We start from the raw sequence: 23,007 nt of genomic DNA on the forward strand, positions 1-23,007 counted from the left end.
GGATATTTGGACCAGCCCCGGACACAGACCGTCGGTTCGGCCTGTGCCAGTGTTCATGTCAATGACATCGCGAGATAGAGACAGGACATGATGATCCTGCCCGCGCGGTTTTACCATGAACCATTTCAGGGGGCTTGCCAGATGGCACTGCACTATACTTCCACGATCGCAATTGCGTCCGGCAATAGAATTTCGACCGCCCCACGACGCCATGGCCACTTCATGCTGGCCGCCTCGGCATTGGCGATCGCTATCGCTCTTCCGCATACAGCGCAGGCGCAGGCTGTACCAGCCGAATGCGATCCGGATGTTGCGACAGCGGATGCCACGATAGTCTGTGTGGCTCCGGCTCCCGAGGAAATTGAGGGCATTTCAACCGAAGTCGACGATCTGACGATTGTCATCGGAAATGACGACACGCCGACGACCGTACGCGGCACGGACACAAACGGCGTCCGTATGGATGGCGACGGCGATCAAACGCTCAATGTCATCAACGCCGACTCGCAAATCATCGGCGACGACGACGGCATTTCGATTGTTTCCGATGGCGGCGCATTAACTATCAATTCTGCCGGGACCAGCACAGGCAATGACGGCGACGGGATTTACGCTGGCAATACCGAAGGGTCGGCTGATCTGACAGTGGTTTCGGAAGGTTTGGCTGAAGGCAGCGACAACGGCATATCCGCGAACAATTACGGCAGCGGCGCCTTATCGATCACCGCCAGCGATACCTATGGCGCAGGCGATGACGGTATCCGCGCCCGCAATTATGCAGGGACGACCGATCTCACAGTGACCTCGACCGGTCTTGCCGAAGGGCGCGACGACGGCATTTCTGCCGTCCAGAATGGCTCGGGCGCTTTGCAGATCATGGCGGAGGACAGCTATGGCGCAACGGATTCCGGCATCGTAGTAAAAAATTACTCAGGCACCAGTGTGGTTATAAACTCAAGCGGAAGCGCGAGTGGCGGTGCATTTGGTATTTATGCAGACAATTATGGCTCTGGCGCACTCACGATCGATGCGGTCGATACGAGCGGAGCCGATAGCTACAATGGCGGTCCCGCCGCCGGAATTGCCGCTTACAATTCGGTATCCGGAACGGATCTAAGCATCACATCACGTGGTACCGCATCAAGCGCGGTAGACGGTATTTTCGTCAACAACGCTGGCACAGGCGCTTTGTCCATTGATGCAGTGAATGCAAATGGCACCGCAAGATTTGGCATATTTGCGGATAATTCAGTTTACGGCACCGATCTGATCCTAACGACTACCGGCGTTGTATCGGGAGGTCTTGGTGGCATCTCGGCCGACAATGAGGGTTCGGGGGTATTGGTGATCAATGCGGCCGAAACATACGGCGGTGGCTTTTTTGATGCGATCAGTGCTTATGGTGATGTGAATGGAACCGGTCTGACCATTACGACGACAGGTCGCACATCCGGTGCCTCTAGCGGCCTCAGCACCGGCATCAGCGCAAAACATTATGGTTCGGGCGCGATTTCGATCAATACGGCAGGTGAAGTCATAGGCGGTTTCGGCGGGATTTCTGCGGACAATGCCAGGACTGGCTCTGACGTTACGATATCGGCAAGTGCCTTGATATCCGGCGGCAGTGGTGTCGGCATTTTCGCGACAAATTCCGGGACCGGCTCGCTCTCGATCACTGCCACCGATGTCGTAAGCGAAGAAGCCGACGGCATCCGTGCCGCCAACTCCGACAATTCCGACAGTCTTTCGATCGTCTCCACCGGCACTGTGCAGGGTGGGACCGAAGGGATTGACGCAAACAATCAGGGAAGCGGCGCGCTGACGATCGAGGTCAACAATGTCATCGGCGGGACGTTTGATCCCGATGCGGTCGAATATGGTTATTATGGTACGTCCAACGACACCTCTAACGGAAACGGCATTACTGCCTTCAACAGCGCTGACGGCACCGATCTGATAATCACCTCGACAGGCATCGCTGCTGGCGGCGAGAACGGGATCGAGGCGACCAATCGGGGCAGCGGCGTCCTCACGATCAATGCGAACAACAGCTATGGCGGCACCGCCAATCCGGCCGCTACCCAATATGATTACTATGGCGGCTTTTCCAACTACACCTTCAACGGAAACGGGATCGAGGCGCGAGCTGGCAGTGATGTCACCGCCCTCACGATCAACTCCACGGGTCTCGCCGCAGGCGGCCTCAACGGTATTGATGCAACGAATGAAGGCACCGGCGCGCTGACTATCTCTGCCAACAATGCCTATGGCGGCGTGGCAGACCCGGATGCAAGCGTCTACGGCGACTATTACGGCTATTATAACCCGACCGCCAATGGCGACGGCATCACCGCGCTCAATGGCGAAACCGCGACCGACCTGACGATCACGTCCACTGGCACCATTATCGGCGGTGTCAACGGCATTTCTGCGGAGAACAGGGGCACTGGTTCGCTCACGATTACTGCAAGTAATGCTTATGGTGGCCGCGTTGATCCCGATGCCTCCTATGGCAGCGAGGAGGGAGATTACTTTAATCCCACCGTCGACGGCAATGGCATTGAAGCGCTCAATGGCGAAACCGCGACCGACCTGACCATTACATCCACTGGCACGGCGAGTGGCGGAGACAATGGCATTTCGGCCAAGAACTACGGCAGCGGCGCGCTGGCGATTACGGCCAACAATTCTTACGGCTACGGCGATGACGGGATCAGCGCGCGGAATTACGCGGGCGGCACCGATCTGACGATCAGATCGACTGGCTATGCATATGGTTATGACGACGGTATTTCTGCGGTCAACCAAGGCTCAGGCGCGCTGACCATAACCGCTGCCGACAGCACCGGTGGCACCGATGCCGGCATTATCGCGCTCAATTACAGCGACGGACCGCTCAGTGTCACCTCCACCGGCACTGCAAGCGGTGCTTCAGGTATCGTTGCGCGCAATTATGGCGCGGGCGCGCTGTCGATTGCGGCGGCGGATACGATGGGTGAGCAGTCGGTTGGCATATTTGCTGTCAATTCCAACAACGGGACGGACCTCTCGATTGTTTCGACAGGTACCGCTTCTGGCGCAGGCGTTGGCATTTACGCCCGAAGCTACGCCTCCGGTACCGTCTCTGTCACTGCCGCCGATAGCGAGGGCGATAGTTTTGGCATACTGGCCCAGAACTTCTCCGGCACTGATACCACGGTGATCTCCACCGGCACCGCTCGCGGTGTAAATCGCGCCGGGATTCGGGTGGCTGAGACCGGAAGCGGGCAAGTGACGATCGAGGCTGTCGATACCTTCGGTGGCTATTCGGGCATCATTGCCGGTTCATCTGGCACCGGCATTGCGATCACATCCACAGGCACGGCGTTGGGCGGCAATTATGGCATAATTGCAAGACAGGCATTCCGCGGTGAGCTGATCATCAATGCGGTCGATGTCACCGCAACGAGCGGAACCGGAATTTACGCCAGCTCAAGGTTCGGCGCTGAAAACATCTCCGTAACCAGCACGGGAACGGTGACAGGCGCTCAGCGCGGGATCACTGTATTAAACGAGACGGCTGGAAATATTACAATCGATACGGTGAACACCGTGGGCGAAGGCAACGCCGGCATTTACGCGTTCAGCCAAGCCTACAACAGCGATATAACCATTACCTCCAGAAGCTCCTCGATCGGGGATAACAGCGGCATCATCGTGAGCAGTTTTGGCGTGGAAGCCATCACCGTGACCGCCAAGGATACGACCGGGGCAGGGCGCAACGGCATTCAGATATTCGCGCAATTCGGGTTCGGCGATATCACAGTGACGTCAACCGGCACTGCCAAGGGCGGCCAAAATGGCATCCGCGTCTATAATGAGAAAAGCGGCAGTACGATTATCGATGCGGTTGATACCATCGGGGATGAGCTGGACGGTATCTACGTCAACAATACTACTCTTGGCGGTGATCTGCTTATTTCCTCCACCGGCACGGCGCGCGGCGGACAAAACGGAATACAGGCACGCAACTACGGCAACGGTGTGGAGCGGGACGGCGGCGAAACCTCCGGAGCGCTGCGCATCACAGCGGTGAACACTTATGGTGGGACCGGTTCTGGCATTGTGGCGCAAAACGGCAGTCCTTACGGGCCCGAACCGATTTTCCTGCCCGGCTCGGAATTAACAATCACCTCTACCGGCATCGCCAGTGGAGCAACCGACGGCATCACGGCGTTCAACGATGGCACCGGCGCGCTCACCATTACGGCCAACAACACTGTCGGCGCCGCCTTTTCTGGCATCGCGGCATTCAACACCAGCCGGGCGACTGACCTGGCCATCGTATCCACCGGCACCGCGACCGGCGGCGTGGACGGCATCTACGCCTCTAATTTCGGCACCGGCGGGCTCTCGATCTCGGTTGCGGGCGATGTCACCGGCGAAAGCGGTGACGGAATTTCGGCGTATAATAGCGCCAATGATGCAACCGGCTCGACCTATATCTATCAGGCTCCCGGCACCATTACGCGCGGCGCGGTCAACGGGATCGATGCCGACAATGCAGGAGGATCGCTTACCATCGTGGCGCTCGGCACTGTGATCGGCGAGGCGGGCGACGGGATCGAGGCGGACAATCTGATGACCGCCACCGACCTTTCGATAACCTCGACCGGCCTGGCTGAAGGCGGCGAGAACGGAATCAGCGCCAAGAATTACGGATCGGGTGCGCTGTCGATTACGGCGAACGACACGATCGGAAACAGTGACGACGGCATTCGCGCCCGCACCGACGGGAACGCCGATGGCCTATTTGTTGTATCGACCGGGCTTGCGATGGGCGAAGATGATGGCATCTCGGTCGACAATATGGGCACCGGCGCGACCGAGGTGACCGCCGCCGACAGTACCGGCGTAAACGATGCCGGCATCGTGGCCGTCAGTTCTGCCACCGCTGGCGGCATAGCTGTCATATCCAGCGGGACGGCGACCGGCGGTATAGACGGCATCCGTGCAATCAACGGAGGGGATGGCAATCTGGTCATCGTTGCCAACGATAGCGCAGGCGGAAGCTATTCCGGGATAACGGCCGTCAACGAAGCGCGCGGCGCCGATATAAGCGTAACTTCTACCGGAACCGCTACTGGTTCGCTTCTGGGCATAGCTGCCTTTCAGGAGGGTACAGGTACTCTCAGCGTAACCGCAAATAACACGGCCGGCGGTGCGAACGGGATCAGCGCCCGCAACGAGGGTGCCGGAACAGATGTAACAGTCATTTCTACAGGGACAGCCACGGGCGGGGTCACGGGTGCGCCAAGCACGCTTACTCTCTTAGAGTTGCTTACTTTCGGCGTTCCTGGTGGCAGGGAGATCGTATTGCTGGGTATCGGCGCTTTCAACTCCGGTTCGGGCGCGACGACCATTGTGGCGAATGACAGCTTCGGCGGGGATTTGGGAATCGCGGCGCTTCACACCGGCACTGACGTATCGGTGACGAGTGCTGGCTTGGCGGAAGGCGGTTTTCTCGGCATTGGCGTGCTCAATCAGGGCAGCGGAGCGCTATCGATCGATGCCAATGATACCAACGGCATCGGTTATGGCGGCATTCTGGCTGTCAACGCCACGGCAGGCGATGTCAGTGTTGTCTCCAGGGGGACGGCCACGGGTGCTGCCTTTGGCATAGGCGTAATGAACTACGGCCCCGGGCAAACCGCAATCTCGGCAAACAACGCCTCCGGCGGCGCTTTCGGGATAACGGCCAGCAGTGCCGCAGGACCAGTCAGCATTACCACGACCGGCACAGTGCAAGGCGGGCAGGATGGTATCAGCCTTACATCCTTTGCTGGAACGGCTGACCTCGATCTTGCCGGGCAAACAACCGGCGGGCGATACGGGGTCGCTATCGACGGCAATCTGCAAGGCACGGTTGCTATCCGCAACACTGGCACTCTGGGCGGGGGGCAAGCAGCAGTCGGCGTAACGACGCCTGCGGACGAAGCGACACCGACGGTTACCGTTGATCTCGTCAATGATGGATTGATCGCCGGGCGTGTCCAATTCCTCTCCGGAGACGATCGCGTAGTCAACAACGGTACTTTCGACGCTACCGCCGATAGCAATTTCGGAGCCGGTCAAGACTCGTTCGAGAATTTCGGTGTCTTACAAGTAAAATCCGCGATCCGCCGTTCGATCCTGGGGTTGGAGCGCTTCCTCAATCGTGGTCAAATCGACCTCGTTGACGGTACAGTCGGCACGAATCTCGCCTTAAGTGGCAATTTCGAGGGAACCGTCAACTCGCTGCTTTCGCTAGATATTTCGTTTGACGGAAACGGTACGGGTGAGTCCGATTTTCTGACGGTAGAAGGCGCTGCTACCGGATCTACGGTGATTGCCTTCAATCCGCTTGGCGACGGCCCCCGGGTGCTGACTTCGGATATTCTTCTAGTGGACGCACAGACGGGATCGATTGATGGAGCATTCACCATCGATGGTTCCTCCCTCAACCAGGGGTTGGTCAGCTTCGATGTTACATTCGATGCGGCAAATAACGACTTCCTCCTGTCGAGCGCCCCAAGTGAAGCAGTCTTCCGGACTGCTTCGTTCGCTGAAAGTGCACGTAATCTGTGGCTGCAGTCTACTGATGCATGGGCGCGCGAAATGGCTGGGCTTCGTAACCGGACCGAACCGTCCGAAAGCCAACTGGGCGGGTCCTCAGGCAGTGAAGCGGGTTTCTGGGTTTCCTCCTTCGGAAGCAAGATCAAGCGCGGAAGGGCCGTGAACTCGCAGTTCAACGGGATTATCAATCAGTTCGATGTCGGATACGATCAGGATTTCTTCGGTATACAGGCCGGCGTCGATCTTGGCTCGGCAAGCTTTGGCTACGGCCTCACTGGCGGCTATCTGAGCAGCGAGCTCGGCTTCGCCGGGTCTGCCGATAGCGTTGATTACGACGTGCTGAATATCGGCGCATATCTGCGCTTCGATACCGGGCCGTTCTTCGGCAGCGTACTTGCAAAATATGACAATGTTTCTGCGGTCAGTAGCAGCGTGTCTGGCGGCTATTCTGCCGACGTCGATGGCGATGTTTACGGTGCAACAGCAGAAATAGGCGCCCTGTTTGGTGACCGCTCTGCCTTTTACCTCGAACCTGTCGCGTCGCTCTCGTGGTTCAAAGCGACGATAGACGATTTCGGAACAGCGCAAGGCTCGTTCGCTTTCGATGAAGGCGAAGGATTGCTCGGCAAGGCAGGCGCACGCATCGGCTCGGGCTTCGCAATGGCAGCAACAAGCGCGACGATCTATGCGAGCGGCCAGTATGTCCATCAATTCGATGGCGAGGATCTGGCGACGTTCACCAGCGGCGGTCAGACGGTCTCGTTCGCCAACCCCGCTATCGGCGATTACGCGGATTTCGCGCTTGGCTTGGGCATCGGCAAAGCCAGCGACCCCGTAAGCGGAACGTTCGAGGCAAACTACATAACCGGCGATGATGTCGAAGGTTACGGAGCGGCGATGCGCGTACGCTTCCGGTTCTAAACCATTTGATAAGCCCCGCGATCGCACCATCATTGCGAAGGCGGGGCTACGTCATGCGCTGATGGTGCCTATGCTAAAAATTTCATTGCTTATGCTGACACATGATCGGGTTCAATCCTTTGAGGATCAGTCGGCACCCTGCACCAAATCATCGAGAAACTGCCTGTAAAATGTGAGGTTCAAATACCTCATCCAAAGCGGTGTCGATACGGAAAGCAGCACTGGCAAATTGGTGATCCGAATATTGGGCGCAGTGGCCTGCATCGAGACAGACATCCGCCGGGAACGGCGACTCGAAGGAATCCAGAAAGCCAAGGCTGCTGGGAAGGTTGCGTCAAGCTTGTCGCAGATGGCATCATAACCTCCTCCGCAGCCGGACCAGCAACCACGTGGCGGTCCTATTCTACAACAGGTCATGCAAAAGGCACGATCCCAACGGGGGGGCGAACACAATGCCAATCGGCGGACTCGGTGGACGGCGCCAATCGCGCGCTACCTATCAGTATGACGACAATGACAACCGCACGCGGATCACGCGTTCTGACGGCTAATATTGGCAACTCGAGCATCACGGGCTGAATCGTGCTGACCGGATGCTGGAGAATACCACGCAGCTCGGCTTGATGAGCTATACCGAGCGCGGTCTGGTCAAGAAGCGCGAGTGCCCCTTCAACCAGTTCAATACGGTTACCACGCCCACTTTTGACCATGCAGGCCGCACAATCTCTCTTGAACATGATCTGCAGGCGACTGCGGGCAATATGACCTTCAGTTATGACTACATCCCCTCTGGCCAACTTTCACATATCAGCCGCACGAACGAGACCTATGCATGGGATGGCCATGTCGATCGCGCCCATTCCTAAACCACTAAAGGCCTCAACCGTATGAGGCAGCAGGCAGCGCGAGCTTCTGCCACGATGCCAATGGCAATCTCACCGCTGATGTAGGGAGCGTCTATCTCTATGATGTCGAAAGCCGTCTGGTCGAGAAACGCGCACAAGGGTCAGGCAACGCCCAAAAGGCACTTCTGCGGACTTAAAGGTGGGTTGCAAAAAATCAATCACCAGTCAGGTACTTGATTATAAAAGATTTCTATCAATGAATGGTGCCCAGAAGAGGACTCGAACCTCCACACCCTTGCGAGTACATGCACCTGAAGCATGCGCGTCTACCAATTCCGCCATCTGGGCACGGGTAACGAGCGGGCAGCTGCCCTTACTCGCGGTAGGAGCGGGCCGATAGCGGGGCGGCGGGGAGTCTGTCAACGGAATTGCGCGCACCGCGCAGCGCAATATTTGCAAGTGCACGAACGGTTGCAGCCAAGTGCGCATTGCGGCATGGCGCTTTACGAATTCAATGCAGGATCGAGACAGGCCCGAGGCAATGGCGAAAGCAGACTTTTTGAACGGCAAACTGGTTGTGATGACCGGCGGCAGCGGCTTCTTCGGTTCTCGCGTGGCGCAAGCTCTGCTCGAGAAAGGGGCGCGGCTTCGTGTAGCCAGCCGGTATCCGGAGAAAGCCTTCACGCTGAAGCCGCTCGCCAATCTCGGGCAGCTGCAATTCGCGCGCTGCGATGTGCGCAAGCCGGAGAGTGTTGCGGCGGTGATGCAGGGCGCGGATCTGGCCGTGAATATGGTCGGGTCGTTCGATGGCGATCTGATGGAGTTGATCGGCCGCGGCGCAGGCAATGTTGCGCGGGCCGCCAAGGATGCCGGCGCTGAGGCGATGGTGCATGTCAGCGCGATTGGTGCGGATGCGGCTTCCGAAGCTGAGTACGCAAGGGCCAAAGCGGCGTCCGAGAGCGAAGTGCTTGCTGCATTTCCCAAAGTCAGCATCATCCGCCCGTCGATGTTGTTCGGCGAGGACGACCAGTTCACCACCATGCTTGCTGGCATGATCAGCACTCTGCCTGCCCTGCCCGTTTTCGCGCCGCAAGCCCCGCTGCAGATGCTGTGGGTCGACGACGCGGCGGATGCAGTGGTTGCGGCTCTGGTCGACCCTGCAAAGCATGGCGGCAAGACATTCGAGATTGCCGGTCCCGAACCGATCACGATGCTCGATCTGCACCAGCGGATTGCCAGGGCGCAGAACCGCAGCCCGCTCTTTATCGAAATGCCCGACCTTGCCTCGAGCATTTTTGCCGCGATGCCGCTCACCCCGATGGGCCGCGACCAGTGGATCATGCTCAAGGCCGGTAACGTGCCGTCGGGCGATTATCCCGGCCTCAAGGAGCTTGGTATCGAGCCCAAGCCGCTCGCGCTGTTCCTTGACCGGTGGATGGAGCGGTTCCGCAAATATGGCCGCTTCAACAATGAAGGCAAAGGGGCGCGCTAGACCCGCGCGTCAGGCCGAACGGTCACCCGCCACTTCGCTCTCGATCAGAGGCGCCCCGGCAACCAGCGGCTCAACCGTCACGGTCGCGCCCTGCGCCGCGATCACCCGCACTTGCTCGCCAACTGCCGCATCGGGACCCTTGGCGATCCACTCGCTATCGCCGATGGTCACGCGCCCTTCCCCGCCGTCGATAGCTTTCACCACGCGCACGACCGTGCCGATCATCTGACCACCGCGCCGGTTCAGCATCGGGTTCTCGCTTTCAATCGGCCGGTCGCGCAGGAACCGTTTGGCCGAGAACGCCATGATCAGCGACAGGAAGAAGAAGTTCAGCACCTGCACCATTGTGCCCAGATCGAGCACGGCGGTGAGCGCGCCGGTCACCAGCGCGGCCACGGCAAGCCAGATCAGATAAATCCCCGGCAGCGCCAGCTCCAGCGCCGCCAAGGCAATGCCGATGGCAAGCCACGCCCACGCCGCATCGAGGCCCTGAAACCATTCCATCAGCTGCTGCTCCGCGGGGTGGAGCGCGGAACGCTGGTGCGCGCGGCGCTCTTGCTGACCCGCGGCGGCGTATTGCCGGGATGGTCACCGCCCACGGCATCCTTGACCAATTCGCCAATCCCGCCAAGCGATCCGATCAGCTGCGTCGCCTCTACCGGGAACAGGATCGTCTTGGCGTTTGGACTGTCGGCAAATTTGCCCACCGCTTTGGTGTATTCCTGCGCGATAAAGTAATTGATCGCCGCGTTGCCGCTATCGGCAATCGCATCGGACACCATTTGCGTCGCTTTCGCTTCGGCTTCTGCCAGACGTTCGCGCGCTTCGGCATCGCGGAATGCGGCTTCCTTCTGGCCTTCAGCGGAGAGGATAGCCGATTGCTTCTCGCCCTCTGCGCGAAGAATGCGCGAGGCCCGGTCACCCTCTGCCTCGAGGATTTCGGCACGTTTCAAACGCTCCGCCTTCATCTGCCGCGCCATCGCTTCGGAAATATCGAGCGGCGGACGGATGTCCTTAATTTCCACGCGGGTGATTTTCAGACCCCAAGGCGATGTCGCTTGATCGACCACGCTCAGCAGGCGCGCATTGATCTCGTCCCGCTTGGACAGCGTTTCATCGAGGTCCATCGAACCCATTACGGTCCGTAAATTAGTGGTCGTGATCGCCATGATCGCGCCATAGAGGTTGGACACTTCGTAAGCCGCCTTGTCCGCTTCCAACACCTGGAAGAACACCACGGCGTCCACCCCGACCATCGCATTATCGGCAGTGATGATTTCCTGCCCGGGAATGTCGAGCACTTGCTCCATCATGTTGATCTTGTGACCGATCCGGTCGATAAACGGGATCAGGATATGCAGGCCAGGCTCTGCCGCTTTGGTGAATTTACCAAGCCGTTCGATCGTATAGACAAAGCCCTGCTTGACCACGCGGACGGTCGAAAACAGTACCGCGACAATCAGCACGATCAGCAGCAATAGAAGAATGGACTCGAGCATGTGAAACCCCTGTGAGTGTTATGTTGCTGCAGAGAGTAGCGGGTGGACGACGAGGTGGGAAGAGGGGGAGGAAGGTTGCAGAGAGCGGGCGAGTCTTTTGTTTTGCCTCAAGCGCCGGCGTTCGCATCCGCTCACTTGGCTACGCCTAACGGCGGCGCGCGGTCGCGCTCTGGCTGCCGCGACCAAGAACAGGCGTTTAGATAGACAGCTGGCACCAAGAACCTTGGTCGCGGCAGCCATAGGGCCGACCGGCCCGCCCGCAGCGCAGCGACCGTCAGGGAGCGAAAGCGAGGATAGCCAAGGCTGCGGATGCAGCCGCCGGCGCCTGAGGCCAAACAAGAGACTCCGGCGACTGAGGGACCCAAACAAACATGGAACACATACGGCAGTTTTCATTTTTGTGACTTTCGGCGCGCAGCATGCTCTGCATCGATCCGCCTGCACGCCCGATCCAGCTGCGCGAGATGCTGCAAAACCCTAGAATTGTCGGGTTTTTTGGTGACCGTGCGGAAAGTGCCGCTGCGCATAATCGGCTTCGCTTTGCCCGGCAGAGCATGCTCCCACTGCAGCCCGGGTGTGACCTTTCGCGCGGCCCCCACAACCGGGCGTGGTTCGGCAGAACACCCGATAAATTCCGCCTGCCTCAGCGGCGTCCACCCATCAACGCGTGCCCGTGTCGGGACAAGGTGGAATGCGGGGATGCGGGTGCGGCGTGCGGAGCGGGGGTTCAGGTGATCTGCCATCCGGCAGGGTAAGGCAGATTCTGGCGGTGTAGGAAAGAACTGGATTAAGAGCGAGCATATTCTCCCTCAAAAGTGACCCCCATCCCGTAAGCATAACACTCGTTCTCCTCGCGGACTTGAAGGCGGTCGTTCGACAATATGAGGGTGGTTGAATGATCCTCTTTGAAATCGTCGTGGATCACCATTTCGCCGTCATCAAATAGTACGGCAACTGCTTCGATTGTGCCGAGGTTTGGACAGTCTATATTCGCCCCATGCCTTAACGCCAATCCGCTGAGGAAATACTGGTTATTACCTTCAAAATTTTCCGGTAACGAAATAAAATTTGGCTCTGTGCTATCGATATCAGAATCAATTCTGATCCATTTCCCTGCATATGGGTCGCTTGCTGGCAGTTCCAACTCCCCAAAACGCAGTTTCTGTGTGAAGCTCTTGAACACGTCTTCATAGAGCTCGGACCGAAAAGCTTTCACTTCATCGGGTGAAAGGCCTTTGCTTTGAGAGGTACTACTATCGAAATAATCGTGATGCACGAGACAGAGGAACACTAAGTTATTTGGTGCCGAGTTTGAGGCATCCTTATCGATATGCGCGATTTGGCCGGATTTGATCCCCGTCTCGCGATCAAGGCCGTAACACACAGCGCATCGTCTCCATGATTTCAACAGTACATCAGTCGCTACAGACTGCGGTACTTTCTTCCTAGGCGCTGGTTGTCCGATGTTTGCTACCGATGACAAACTGGGGTCGTGGGATTTGTCTAACTGGCTGTCCAGTTTTTTACACCGTCATTCCCGCGAACGCGGGAACCTAGGGTAGTTTAGCGCGCTCCATCCGAAGTCACCGACTTGGAGGCGACGCGCACCATCACTATTCTCGCGCTAAACTTCCTCCCAACACAACCTCATTCTGGGTTCCCGCGTTCGCGGGAATGACGGTGGGCGGGCGTCGCGCTTTAGGGGAATGGATCGAAGCCGAAATCGTCGGCCAGATCGCGCCACGTTGGATTGGCCTGTTCGATCAAGTCTAGCTTCCATGCTCTGCGCCATTTCTTGATGCGTTTCTCGCGCTGGATTGCGTCTTCCATGGTGCCGTGCTGCTCGAACCAGACGAGCATTTTGACATTATGCTCTTTGCTGAATCCCTCGATTGTACCCGTGCGATGTTGATGGATGCGGGCCAGCAGGTCCGAGGTTACGCCTAGGTAGAGGGTACCGTTTCGCTTTGATGCAAGGAGGTACACGTGGGGATTAATTTCACGTGCCATACTTTACCGCTCTGGGTTCCCGTCTGCGCGGGAATGACGAGCTGTTCTCACAGCCCCGCAAACAACACCAACATCCGCGCCCACGCCCGTTCCGCCTGCTCCTTGTCGTAAACCGGCGAGTCTATCGTGCACCAGCCATGCGGGGCGGGATAGACTTCGATTTCTGCGGGGCGGCCTGAAGCGTCGGCGGCTGTGCGCAGTTCCACTTTGTCGTTCGGGGCTTTGGCGTCGTCATCCTCGGCAATGGCGAACAGATAGCTCGCCTGCGTTGTCTGCATCAGTCTGTGCGGGCTCGCATCGTCATCGCGGACCAATCCGCCCCCGTGGAAGCTGGCGGCGGCTTTGACGCGGCCGGGCACAGCAGCGGTCGAATACACGGTGAACGGCCCGCCCATGCAGTACCCGTTGCTGCCGACGCCGCGCGATGTATCGACTGCATCCTGCGCATCGAGAAACGCCACCGCGGCCTTGGCATCGCGCATCACCGCGTCGGAGCTGAGATTGTTGATCATCGGGCGCAGCTTTGCGCGGCCTTCATCGGTGCGCCATTCCATAAAGCTGCCCAGCACCGGCGCTTTCGCATTGCGGTAATATTGGTTCATCGCCAGAACGGCATAGCCCGCCTCTGCCAGCCGTGTGGCCGTAATTTCGTAAGCTTCCCGCAGGCCGGCAATATCGGGCCACAGGATCACGCCGGGGTGCTTTTCGTCGCCTGCGGGGTGAACAAAAAAAGCGTCGATGGTGCCATCCTGAGATGTAAATTCGACATTCCTGCCCACGGTTGTCCCCTCTGGCGGGGCGGCAAGGTTGGCGTCGGTGGGTGCGCAGGCGGCAATCGCCCCGGCGCCACCCAGAGCCCCGGCACGTGCGGCAAATTCCCGTCGGCTGAGTTTCATCCGTTTCAACGCGGCATCTTCTTGCTCAATAGTGGAATCATCGCACATCGTCTCGTCTCCTCATGGCTCCCGGGCCTTTCGCGCATCATGCGGTACGCGCAGCTTTGGAGCAAGGGCGATGGACACGCGGGGCGACTTGCGTCAGAACAGTTTCAAAGGGCGACTGAAACGATCGCCCGAACAGAAAAACGCATATCCTTGGGAGAGGACATCCATGAAAAAATTCGCAACCGCCGCACTCGCTGCGCTGGCTTTGGCTTCCTGTGGCCAGATGTTTGGGGAGCAAATGAGTGAGGACGGCATCGATGCCGAACGCTTGCTCAATGCGCAGAGCGATGATGCGAACTGGATTTCCTATGGCCGCAATTATGAAGAGCAGCGCTACAGCCCGCTCGCCCAGGTGAACGCCGAAACCGTCAGCGATCTGGGGCTGGCGTGGTTCGACGATATGGACACTGCGCGCGGTCAGGAGGCAACCCCGCTGGTGATGGACGGCACGCTCTATGTCACCACCGCATGGAGCAAAGTGAAAGCCTATAACGCCGCGACCGGCGAGAAATTGTGGGAGTATGATCCCGAAGTGCCCGGCGAGACCGCAGTCAAAGCGTGCTGCGATGTGGTGAATCGCGGCGTTGCCGCATGGGGCGATCATCTGTTCCTCGGCACGCTGGACGGGCGGCTGATCAAGCTGAACCGTGAAACCGGCGCAGTGGCGTGGGAAAAAGCCGTCGTCGATCAGGAGAAGAGTTACACCATCACCGGCGCGCCGCGCATTGTGGATGGCAAAGTCTTTATCGGCAGCGGCGGCGCGGAATTTGGCGTGCGCGGCAATTTTGCGGCGTTTGATGCCGGTAGCGGCGAAGAATTGTGGCGCTTCTACACCGTGCCTGCGGGTGACGAAGACGAGAATTCTCCCGAATATCTGCAGGCCGCGGCGAAAACATGGTCGGGCAATGTGCTGGGCAGCGAAAGCGGCATTGGCGGCGGCGGCACGGTGTGGGACGCGATGGCCTATGATCCGGAGCTCGACCTGCTTTATATCGGTGTCGGCAATGGCAGCCCGTGGAACCGCGCATACCGCTCACCCGGCGAAGATGGCACGGGCGAAGGTGACAATCTCTACCTCTCCAGCGTGATCGCGGTCCGTCCCGAAACGGGCGAATATGTCTGGCATTACCAGACCACACCGGGCGAGACCTGGGACTTCACCGCGACGCAGCACATCATGCTCGCCGACCTCGAAATCGACGGCGAACAGCGCAAAGTATTGATGCAGGCCCCCAAGAACGGCTTTTTCTATGTCCTCGACCGCGAAACCGGCGCGTTCATTTCCGGCGACGCCTATGTCCCGGTCAACTGGGCGACCGGCATCGACGCGAATGGCCGCCCCATCGAAAACCCCGAAACGCGGATCGACGTGACCGGCAAGCCCGCGATCGTCGCGCCGGGAGCACTCGGCGGCCATAACTGGCATCCGATGGCGTTCCACCCCGGCGAAGGGCTGGTCTATATTCCAGCCTTCGAAGCCGCGATGATGTATGCGCCTGAAGCAGACTGGAAGCCCGATCCGAAACGCGGATTTAATGTGGGCTTTGATCTGGCTGCAGGCGATTTGCCGCCGGATGAAGGTTTCCGCACCGAAATTGCGGGCACGCTCAAGGGCAGGCTTATCGCGTGGGATCCGGTCGCGAAGAAACCGCGCTGGACTGTCGAGCATCCCGGCCCGTGGAATGGCGGCTTGCTGGCCACCGGCGGCAATCTGGTGTTCCAAGGCACTGCGGGCAGCGAGTTCAATGCCTATAACGCCGCAACCGGTGACAAGCTGTGGAGCTTTGCCGCGCAAACCGGCGTCGTGGCTCCTCCAATCACTTACACCGTCGATGGCGAGCAATATGTCGCAGTCCTCGCCGGTTGGGGCGGCGCCTATGCGATCACTGTGGACGGCGATCTGCTGAAGCGAAAAGCCCCCGTCCGCAATGTCAGCCGCCTGCTGGTGTTCAAACTGGGCGGAACAGCCCAACTTCCCGCCGAGACCGATATGGTGCAGACCCCGCTCGACCCGCCACCCAGCCGCGCTTCGGCTGATGTGATTGCGGCTGGCGGCAAAAGCTATGCCCGCTATTGCGCAGTCTGCCACGCACCGGCTGCGGTGGGTTCGACGGTGCTGCCCGATCTTCGCCGCAGCGGCGCGTTGGTAAACCCGGCGGCGTGGCAAAACATCGTCCATGACGGCGCACTGAAAGACCGCGGGATGGTCAGCTTCAGTGAATCGCTGAGCAAGGAAGAGGTGGATGCAATCCGCGAATTCGTGATCTTCCGCGCCAATCAGGACAAGGTCATGGCGAGCGAGCAGTAATTTCGCTCAACCGCATGTGAAATGGGGAAAGCGGCGGCGCGCATCTTGGGCACCGCTGCCACCCGCGCTATCCCTCTCCAGTGAAAACCGAAATCATCATCGGCGAAGACCGCAGCGGTAAGCCGACCACTATCGACATGGAAGAACTGCTCGCCACGCGCCTGCTGGTACAGGGCAATAGCGGCTCGGGAAAATCGCATTTGCTGCGGCGATTGCTTGAAGAAAGCGCCGATCTGGTGCAGCAAGTGGTGATTGATCCAGAAGGCGATTTCACCTCGCTCGCAGATCTGTTTGCGCATATCGTGATCGATGGTGCGGCGCATTCTGTCCAAGAGATCGAGGTTTTGGCGCGGCGCGTTCGGGAACATCGCGCATCGGTTGTGCTGGCGTTGGAAGGCTTGGATGTTGAGCAGCAAATCCGCTGCGCTGCGCAGTTCATCGGCGCGCTGTTCGATGCGCCGCGAGAGCATTGGTATCCGGCACTGGTGGTAGTTGACGAAGCGCAAATGTTCGCGCCCGCGGTCTCTGGCGAAATCAGCGAAGAAACGCGCCGTCTGTCGATGAATGCGATGACCAATCTGATGTGCCGGGGCCGCAAGCGCGGGCTTGCCGGAATCGTCGCCACGCAGCGTTTGGCGAAGCTCGCCAAGAACGTTGCAGCGGAAGCCTCCAACTTTCTGATGGGCCGGACATTCCTCGATATCGATATGGTCCGTGCTGCCGATCTTCTCGGGATGGAGCGCAAACAGGCGGAGCAAATCCGCGACCTTGAGCGCGGCAGCTTCCTCGGCCTTGGGCCTGCCATCACGCGGCGGCCTTTGTCGATCCATATCGGCCCGACACGAACCGGCGCGAAGACCAATGCCAGCGGGCTGATGCCTCTGCCGACGGCAAAGCCTGACGAAATGGAGGCACTGCTTCACACCAAGCTGGATGATGAGGTGTCTGCGGATGCTCCGGAGAAATCAGCGGGTTCGCCGGTTCCGGAGAGCCTGTCCCGCAATCTGGATATTCTGGATGAGGCACCAGCTGCTACGGCGGATGAACCCGCTCAGACCAAATCCGAAAACACTGCCCCCTCGCAGTATGACATTGCCCGCGAAACGCTGAGGCAATTGGCCGCTGATCCGGCAAGCACCTATCAATCCTCGTCCAGTCTGTTTCAGAGCTTCCTGACCAAATGCCGCTTGGCCGGCGCTCATGCTGTGGGCATGGATATGGAACAATTCCGCCGCGAATTTGCCGTTGCCATTGCCGGCATCGACCAGCTTGAACCCGAACAGCAAGATAGGGTCAAACACATGGCGGCCGCAGTCGAGAGCGACATTATGGCACCCTATCTGGTGATTCTACGCTCCGCGATCGAAGGCAAAGGATCACCGGACGAAAACGAGCTGGCCGCCGCCTACGGCACCAGTTCACCAGGCCGAATCCGCCGTTTGCTCGACCATCTGGAAACGCTCGGTCTCGTGGTTATCCGCGAGGAATATGGCGGCGGGCGCACCTTGATGGTGCCCGGCATCCAAGGCAGCAGTGAAGTACAAACCGCTTAGATGCGTGCAGCACCAAGAGATTGGGCCGCGCCGGACAATACGCCGGAGCGGCCCCAAAACTGCGTTATTCGGTCAGCGTCTCGACCCGCTCGGGTGAAGGCTCTTCGACTTTTTCCATCGTGTTGATACTGACATGCGGCCATACGATACGGCCCGGGAGCCCGCTCGTACGAGGATCGAAATCGAGCATCGCAACCTGCAAATATTGCAGCCGCAATTTCGGGTGACCCTGGGCATCTTTTTCGGCCAGTTCCTGAATCCAGAAGGTCGACTTCATGGATGAGGCATTGGCCTGCTTCACGATAAACGGAATATTTGCAATCCCGCCGGTGAGCGCCTGAGTGTCCACCGGCAAAGTTGTGGTCCGCACGATATCGACGCCCTGATTGGCTTCCTTAAGCAGTTCGGTGGGATGCACCGGATCAAACACTCCCTTGAACGGGTTGTCATGGAAATGTTTATACGGTGCCAGATAGGGGTGATCGAGATCTGGCGGTGCCTTTAAGGGCAACCCGCTGACATCGGGAATTTCCGGCGCGCCATCCCGCGCCGGTTCGCTTTTCCCCAAAGCTAGCGCGACATCGCCATGGGGAACGGTTGAAAGACGCGCGATGTCGAAACCATCGGTCTTCTGATCAAGCATGTTGAGCCACAGGCCAGGCTCATGGTGGATCGTATTGCCGGGCGCGGAAGTGGGACCGCGTGTGGCAGGGTCACTCGGAGGGAAATCCTCGACCGCGATCTGGTCAACCACCTGTTCGTAATCCAGCGCAACCAGCGTCTGGTCGGCTTGCACGCCAAGTCTATCCAGGCCGCGATTGGGTACACCTTTAGCAACGAGATCGAAAACCAGCGTTTCATTATACTGGTTGAGCAGCAACCGGTAATCGAGCGGGCTATCGGGCCGCGTCTGGAACGGCAGCGCAATCATGTTCCAACCGCGCCCCGGCAAGTTGGGCGTATTCTTCCACACACCGGGCAGCAATTGCAGCGCGCCGAGCAGTTCGTCGCCGCGTTCTGCAGTTTCAATCGTCCGGCCGCCGCCAGAAAGTTTCTTCAATTGCGAAGCGCTGATATCCATCGGAATTCTCCTGTTTTAAGGGGTATGGGAAATGCAAAACCAGGTGGTCGGAGCCGCAAGGAACGCGGCCCCGATCGCACGCTAGATGCCTTCGACAATGAGTCTGGTGTCAGGCAGCCGCTTTAGGTGCGGTATCTGCAAATCCGGTCTCGCCATTCGCGACAGGGCGTTGAGAGCCGCAGCTATGGCGCCTTCCTGCCAGCCGGGCAGCGAGGATAGCTGGTCGCCGACGACGAAGAACACCGGGTCCGACATAGTGCCCGACGCATCGTAAACACCGGTGCCCTGAGACAATTTGTTGAAATGTCCGGCAGCAACATCGGGTTCTCCCAATGCCTGCCAATAGGCCCAGCCGCCTTTGATATACGGCATTTTCTGCCACGCAATGGCGACACCATCGTGCAACCCGGCGCCGAATTTCTTGTTGAACAAGGATGCACCTTCGCGGGCCAGATCAAGCCGCTGGGCCACTGGCATATTGCCTGCCTTGAATGCGTTTTCGGTGAAATTATACGCGCCGGTCAGAACACCTTTCTGATCGTGATAGGCGTTGGACGGGTACCAGATCTGCATGATCGGATGTGATGTCCAGCTGATACCGCCAAAAATCGGCACAACGCCTTCTTCTTCGTCGGGCACGTCCTGCGCGTCGAACTTCTTCTCGGGATAATGCTGGTGAGTGATCTTCTCTCCCTGCCAAAGCACGCGGTCGGCCTGCCAACCGACTTTGCTGGTGCAGGCGAGGAATTTGTCGCGATACTTGCCGTCCGGCCCTTTGCGCGAACGATCCTGCGCGGCGAATACGGCAGAGAGACCCTGCTTGAACGGTTCATCGAAGCCTTTTCCTGGCGAACCCTCGCGCAGCTTCTCCGACAGAATCTCCGACAGAAACGGCATCGCCATATTGGAGAAGCAATAGTCCGCGCGATGTTCGATCAGCTCGTCGGTCCCGACTTGCGCAACCAGAACCACAAATTCCTTGGCCGTGTCGTCCCAATCAATCGATTGGACCGGGCTGTTCAAATGAATGTCACCGCCCAGCTCGGCAACTTTTCTGGCAAAGGCATGTTGAACCTGATCCATGCCGCCAACCGGCTGGAAAATCGCTTGCTGCCACAGGAAATCGGCAGGCTGATAGAAGCGCGTTTGCTTCCAGAATTCGGAACCCAGCAGGTCTTCCAGTTTGATCGCTTCAGCTATCTTGCCCGCTTTTACTCCTGGCAAAACATCGAAACCTGCGCGCGAAATCGCGTTTTCAAAGCCTTCAGTGCCGGGCGTTGGGGCATAGCGCCCCTTTTCGTCCAGCTCACCGAATGAGATCATCAGTTTCCGCAGCTTGTCGGCAAGATCGCTCTGCTCGGCTTTCGCCACAGCCAGATTCTTCGACCCCAACAACTCCTCGGCATTTTCATAGACCATCTGCGCGATCCAGCCGCGCACATTGTGATCCAGCTGGCGGTAGACCAGCGGCGTGTCTTTGAGCGGCCCCTGTTGCATATATACAAGGTTCGACATCGAATTCATGACGTAGATTTCGACTTCGACACCGAAATCGCGCAGATAATTGAGCAGGCGTTTATGCGATGACGGGATCCGTCCGGGCCCAGCATTGAGATAGGGAGGGCTGTCCCCGACCGGCTGTTTGAACCGCACCGTCTGCGTTTCGCCCGGCTCCGAACCGAACAGCTTCGAGCATTTATCTTCCGTCAGCGTGTCACCTGTCCGGAGGCTGAGGCACCGCCCGCCAGTGCGGTTTTGCGCCTCCAGAACGGTGACATCCATCCCCGTCTCATGCGCGAGCAGTTCATAGGCCGTGGTCAGTCCGCCAACCCCCGCTCCCAATATGAGAGCGCGCTTTCCTTCAAAGCTGCCCGGCTCAAGCCGAATGGCTCCCGGAGTGATCGCCATTTGCGCGTTCGTCGCATCGTCCAGCGCTGCCCACGCCCGGGCCTTCGGATTCTGTTGGAGATATTCGGCTCTGCTAATCGATTCGGTCATGTCGTACTCCCGCAGGTTGCTTGCACGATCGCTAATACGATTCGCGCAGTTCATTGCTTTTTCGACGCCGAAGTTGATCTCGATTAATGTATTTCTACACTGCCATTTCAAACGCTATAGTATAAAACGGTCACTCGTTCGAAAATAAAGCGAATTCTCCTGTGAGACGGTAATTTTCTATTCATTTCATAATTCTGGAAATGCGCTTATCGACCGGTTTCGCAAAACCACATTCCTGATTGGGCTGATGGTCATCGCATGGTAGGTTTCACACCGAAACGAATCGCGCCCTCACGCGTTGGATGAGGGCAGATGAAATTTGGAGAGACACATGACGAAGAGCTATCACAATCTGATCGACGGCGAGCTGGTTGGAACCGATACCACAATGGAGGTTCTGAACCCGGCCAATGAGCAAGTGATCGGCCTCGTCCCGTCCTGCGGCAAGGACGAGCTGGACCGTGCAGTGGCTGCTGCGCGCAAGGCCTTCAAGACGTGGTCCAAGACTCCGATTGAAGATCGCCGCGCGGTAATCCAGGCGATGTCCGGCGCGATCAAGGAAAACGCCGATGAGCTGTTCCGCCTGCTGACCAGCGAGCAAGGCAAGCCGCACGATCAAGCTAAGGGCGAGATTTACGGCGCAGCGGGCATGATGGCGGCGCAATCGACGCTTTCTCTCGACGATGAAATCAACGAGGATAGCGACCAGCGCCTCAGCCGCACGCGCCGCGTTCCAGTGGGCGTTGTCGGCGGCATCGTGCCGTGGAACTTCCCGGTTATGATGGCGATGCAGAAAATCGCACCGGCAATGCTGAGCGGTTGCACCATCGTGCTCAAACCCTCGCCTTTCACCCCGCTCGCAACGCTGCGCATTGCCGAGCTTATCAAGGACATTGTGCCTGCCGGCGTGGTCAATATCATCACCGGCGAAGACTCGCTCGGCCCGCTCATCACCGAGCATGAGGACATCGACAAGATCACGTTCACCGGCTCCACCGCTACCGGCAAGAAGATCATGGAAGGCGCCTCGAAAGACCTCAAACGCATCACGCTGGAACTGGGCGGAAACGATGCATCCATCGTGCTGCCGGATGCCGATGTCGAGAAAGTCGCCGAGCAGCTTTTCTGGTCCAGCTTCAGCAATGCCGGGCAAATCTGCGTTGCGGCAAAGCGCATCTACATCCACGAAGATATTTATGACGAGCTGTCCGCCGCCATCGCCAAAGTCGCCGAAGGCGTGACCGTGGGTGACGGTTCGCAGCAAGGCACAGGCGTTGGCCCGATCCAGAACAAGAAGCAATTCGACCGCGTGTGCGAGCTGATTCAGGACGCGAAAGACAATGGCTACAAATTCCTGAGCGGCGGCGATGTCGACCCGTCAGGCACCGGCTATTACGTCCCGATCACGATCCTCGACAACCCGCCCGAAGACGCCCGCATCGTCGCCGAAGAACAGTTCGGCCCGGTGATGCCGCTGATGAAATTCAGCAGCGAGGAAGAGGCTATCGAGCGCGCCAACAACTCCGAATACGGCTTGGCCGGAGCGATCTGGACCAAGGACACCGACAAAGGCGTGGCAATGGCAGAGCAATTGGAAACCGGCACAGTGTGGATCAACGAATTTCTCCACCTCAGCCCCTTCGCCCCGTTCGGCGGTCACAAGCAGTCAGGCTTCGGCGCGGAATATGGCAAGGAAGGCCTGCAGGAGTTTACCTATCCGCAGGTCATTACGGTGAAGAAAGATGCGGCAGTCTAATTTGGC

The 23,007-nt window shown here is 58.5% G+C and carries 15 protein-coding genes and 1 tRNA gene; 7 read left to right on the top strand and 9 right to left on the bottom strand.

Going from position 1 to position 23,007, the window contains the following annotated elements:
- Positions 1-87: 87 nt before the first annotated feature.
- The 3 genes from GRI35_RS00305 (at position 88) to GRI35_RS00315 (ending at position 8,381) form a co-directional block, all read left to right on the top strand.
- Positions 88-7,515, top strand: a complete 7,428-nt coding sequence (locus tag GRI35_RS00305) for a hypothetical protein (RefSeq protein ID WP_160612176.1) — start codon at positions 88-90, stop codon at positions 7,513-7,515.
- 232 nt (positions 7,516-7,747) lie between these two features.
- Complete coding sequence (locus GRI35_RS13965; RefSeq protein ID WP_328598448.1) at positions 7,748-7,876, top strand: recombinase family protein; 129 nt, start codon at positions 7,748-7,750, stop codon at positions 7,874-7,876.
- A gap of 232 nt (positions 7,877-8,108) precedes the next feature.
- Positions 8,109-8,381, top strand: a complete 273-nt coding sequence (locus GRI35_RS00315) for a hypothetical protein (protein ID WP_160612178.1) — start codon at positions 8,109-8,111, stop codon at positions 8,379-8,381.
- Between the two features lie 240 nt (positions 8,382-8,621).
- On the opposite strand, the gene GRI35_RS00320 is transcribed toward GRI35_RS00315, so the two are convergent.
- Positions 8,622-8,708: transfer RNA gene (locus GRI35_RS00320), tRNA-Leu, on the bottom strand.
- A gap of 193 nt (positions 8,709-8,901) precedes the next feature.
- On the opposite strand from GRI35_RS00320, the gene GRI35_RS00325 reads away from it, so the two are divergent.
- A complete protein-coding gene (locus tag GRI35_RS00325) occupies positions 8,902-9,852 on the top strand; it encodes an SDR family NAD(P)-dependent oxidoreductase (protein ID WP_160612179.1) in 951 nt (316 codons plus the stop codon).
- A gap of 9 nt (positions 9,853-9,861) precedes the next feature.
- On the opposite strand, the gene GRI35_RS00330 is transcribed toward GRI35_RS00325, so the two are convergent.
- The 6 genes from GRI35_RS00330 to GRI35_RS00355 all read right to left on the bottom strand — a co-directional run bounded on the left by GRI35_RS00330 (position 9,862) and on the right by GRI35_RS00355 (position 14,305).
- Positions 9,862-10,356 (bottom strand): NfeD family protein, encoded by a 495-nt coding sequence (locus tag GRI35_RS00330; protein ID WP_160612180.1) that lies wholly within the window; start codon positions 10,354-10,356, stop codon positions 9,862-9,864.
- Positions 10,356-11,351, bottom strand: coding sequence for an SPFH domain-containing protein (locus GRI35_RS00335; RefSeq protein ID WP_160612181.1), 996 nt, complete (start codon positions 11,349-11,351; stop codon positions 10,356-10,358). Before GRI35_RS00335 ends, GRI35_RS00330 begins: the two co-directional genes overlap by 1 nt.
- Positions 11,352-11,743: 392 nt before the next feature.
- Positions 11,744-12,094: a hypothetical protein gene (locus GRI35_RS00340; RefSeq protein WP_160612182.1), complete on the bottom strand. Its 351-nt coding sequence runs from the start codon at positions 12,092-12,094 to the stop codon at positions 11,744-11,746.
- 44 nt (positions 12,095-12,138) lie between these two features.
- The gene (locus tag GRI35_RS00345; protein WP_160612183.1) at positions 12,139-12,735 is read right to left on the bottom strand and encodes a hypothetical protein; all 597 of its coding nucleotides are present in this window, start codon (positions 12,733-12,735) and stop codon (positions 12,139-12,141) included.
- Between the two features lie 314 nt (positions 12,736-13,049).
- Positions 13,050-13,361 carry a GIY-YIG nuclease family protein gene (locus tag GRI35_RS00350; RefSeq protein WP_160612184.1) on the bottom strand — a complete coding sequence of 104 codons (312 nt, stop codon included), beginning with the start codon at positions 13,359-13,361 and terminating at the stop codon, positions 13,050-13,052.
- A gap of 47 nt (positions 13,362-13,408) precedes the next feature.
- Positions 13,409-14,305 (bottom strand): dienelactone hydrolase family protein, encoded by an 897-nt coding sequence (locus GRI35_RS00355; RefSeq protein ID WP_160612185.1) that lies wholly within the window; start codon positions 14,303-14,305, stop codon positions 13,409-13,411.
- A 166-nt stretch (positions 14,306-14,471) separates the two neighbouring features.
- Here GRI35_RS00355 and GRI35_RS00360 point away from each other — a divergent pair, with 166 nt between their 5' ends.
- Together GRI35_RS00360 and GRI35_RS00365 are read left to right on the top strand one after the other, a co-directional pair.
- A complete protein-coding gene (locus GRI35_RS00360) occupies positions 14,472-16,613 on the top strand; it encodes a PQQ-dependent dehydrogenase, methanol/ethanol family (protein WP_235900079.1) in 2,142 nt (713 codons plus the stop codon).
- 80 nt (positions 16,614-16,693) lie between these two features.
- Positions 16,694-18,166 (top strand): ATP-binding protein, encoded by a 1,473-nt coding sequence (locus GRI35_RS00365; RefSeq protein ID WP_160612186.1) that lies wholly within the window; start codon positions 16,694-16,696, stop codon positions 18,164-18,166.
- Between the two features lie 64 nt (positions 18,167-18,230).
- Here the strand turns inward: GRI35_RS00365 and GRI35_RS00370 are convergent, their stop codons facing one another.
- Both GRI35_RS00370 and GRI35_RS00375 read right to left on the bottom strand, forming a co-directional pair.
- The gene (locus tag GRI35_RS00370) at positions 18,231-19,247 is read right to left on the bottom strand and encodes a heme-binding protein (RefSeq protein WP_160612187.1); all 1,017 of its coding nucleotides are present in this window, start codon (positions 19,245-19,247) and stop codon (positions 18,231-18,233) included.
- A gap of 81 nt (positions 19,248-19,328) precedes the next feature.
- Positions 19,329-21,245 carry a flavin monoamine oxidase family protein gene (locus tag GRI35_RS00375; RefSeq protein ID WP_160612188.1) on the bottom strand — a complete coding sequence of 639 codons (1,917 nt, stop codon included), beginning with the start codon at positions 21,243-21,245 and terminating at the stop codon, positions 19,329-19,331.
- Between the two features lie 331 nt (positions 21,246-21,576).
- On the opposite strand from GRI35_RS00375, the gene GRI35_RS00380 reads away from it, so the two are divergent.
- Complete coding sequence (locus tag GRI35_RS00380) at positions 21,577-23,001, top strand: aldehyde dehydrogenase family protein (RefSeq protein WP_160612189.1); 1,425 nt, start codon at positions 21,577-21,579, stop codon at positions 22,999-23,001.
- The last annotated feature ends 6 nt before the right edge of the window (positions 23,002-23,007 follow it).

This window comes from Pontixanthobacter aestiaquae (assembly GCF_009827455.1).
Classification (GTDB): Bacteria; Pseudomonadota; Alphaproteobacteria; order Sphingomonadales; family Sphingomonadaceae; genus Pontixanthobacter; species Pontixanthobacter aestiaquae.

Coding starts and splice junctions, on each gene's coding strand:
- GRI35_RS00355 (WP_160612185.1), bottom strand. CDS start 14,305: ATGTGCGATGATTCCACTATTGAGCAAGAAGATGCCGCGTTGAAACGG.
- GRI35_RS00370 (WP_160612187.1), bottom strand. CDS start 19,247: ATGGATATCAGCGCTTCGCAATTGAAGAAACTTTCTGGCGGCGGCCGG.
- GRI35_RS00315 (WP_160612178.1), top strand. CDS start 8,109: ATGCTGGAGAATACCACGCAGCTCGGCTTGATGAGCTATACCGAGCGC.
- GRI35_RS00330 (WP_160612180.1), bottom strand. CDS start 10,356: ATGGAATGGTTTCAGGGCCTCGATGCGGCGTGGGCGTGGCTTGCCATC.
- GRI35_RS00340 (WP_160612182.1), bottom strand. CDS start 12,094: ATGGCAGATCACCTGAACCCCCGCTCCGCACGCCGCACCCGCATCCCC.
- GRI35_RS00305 (WP_160612176.1), top strand. CDS start 88: ATGATGATCCTGCCCGCGCGGTTTTACCATGAACCATTTCAGGGGGCT.
- GRI35_RS00360 (WP_235900079.1), top strand. CDS start 14,472: ATGAAAAAATTCGCAACCGCCGCACTCGCTGCGCTGGCTTTGGCTTCC.
- GRI35_RS00375 (WP_160612188.1), bottom strand. CDS start 21,245: ATGACCGAATCGATTAGCAGAGCCGAATATCTCCAACAGAATCCGAAG.
- GRI35_RS00380 (WP_160612189.1), top strand. CDS start 21,577: ATGACGAAGAGCTATCACAATCTGATCGACGGCGAGCTGGTTGGAACC.
- GRI35_RS00335 (WP_160612181.1), bottom strand. CDS start 11,351: ATGCTCGAGTCCATTCTTCTATTGCTGCTGATCGTGCTGATTGTCGCG.
- GRI35_RS00350 (WP_160612184.1), bottom strand. CDS start 13,361: ATGGCACGTGAAATTAATCCCCACGTGTACCTCCTTGCATCAAAGCGA.
- GRI35_RS00325 (WP_160612179.1), top strand. CDS start 8,902: ATGGCGAAAGCAGACTTTTTGAACGGCAAACTGGTTGTGATGACCGGC.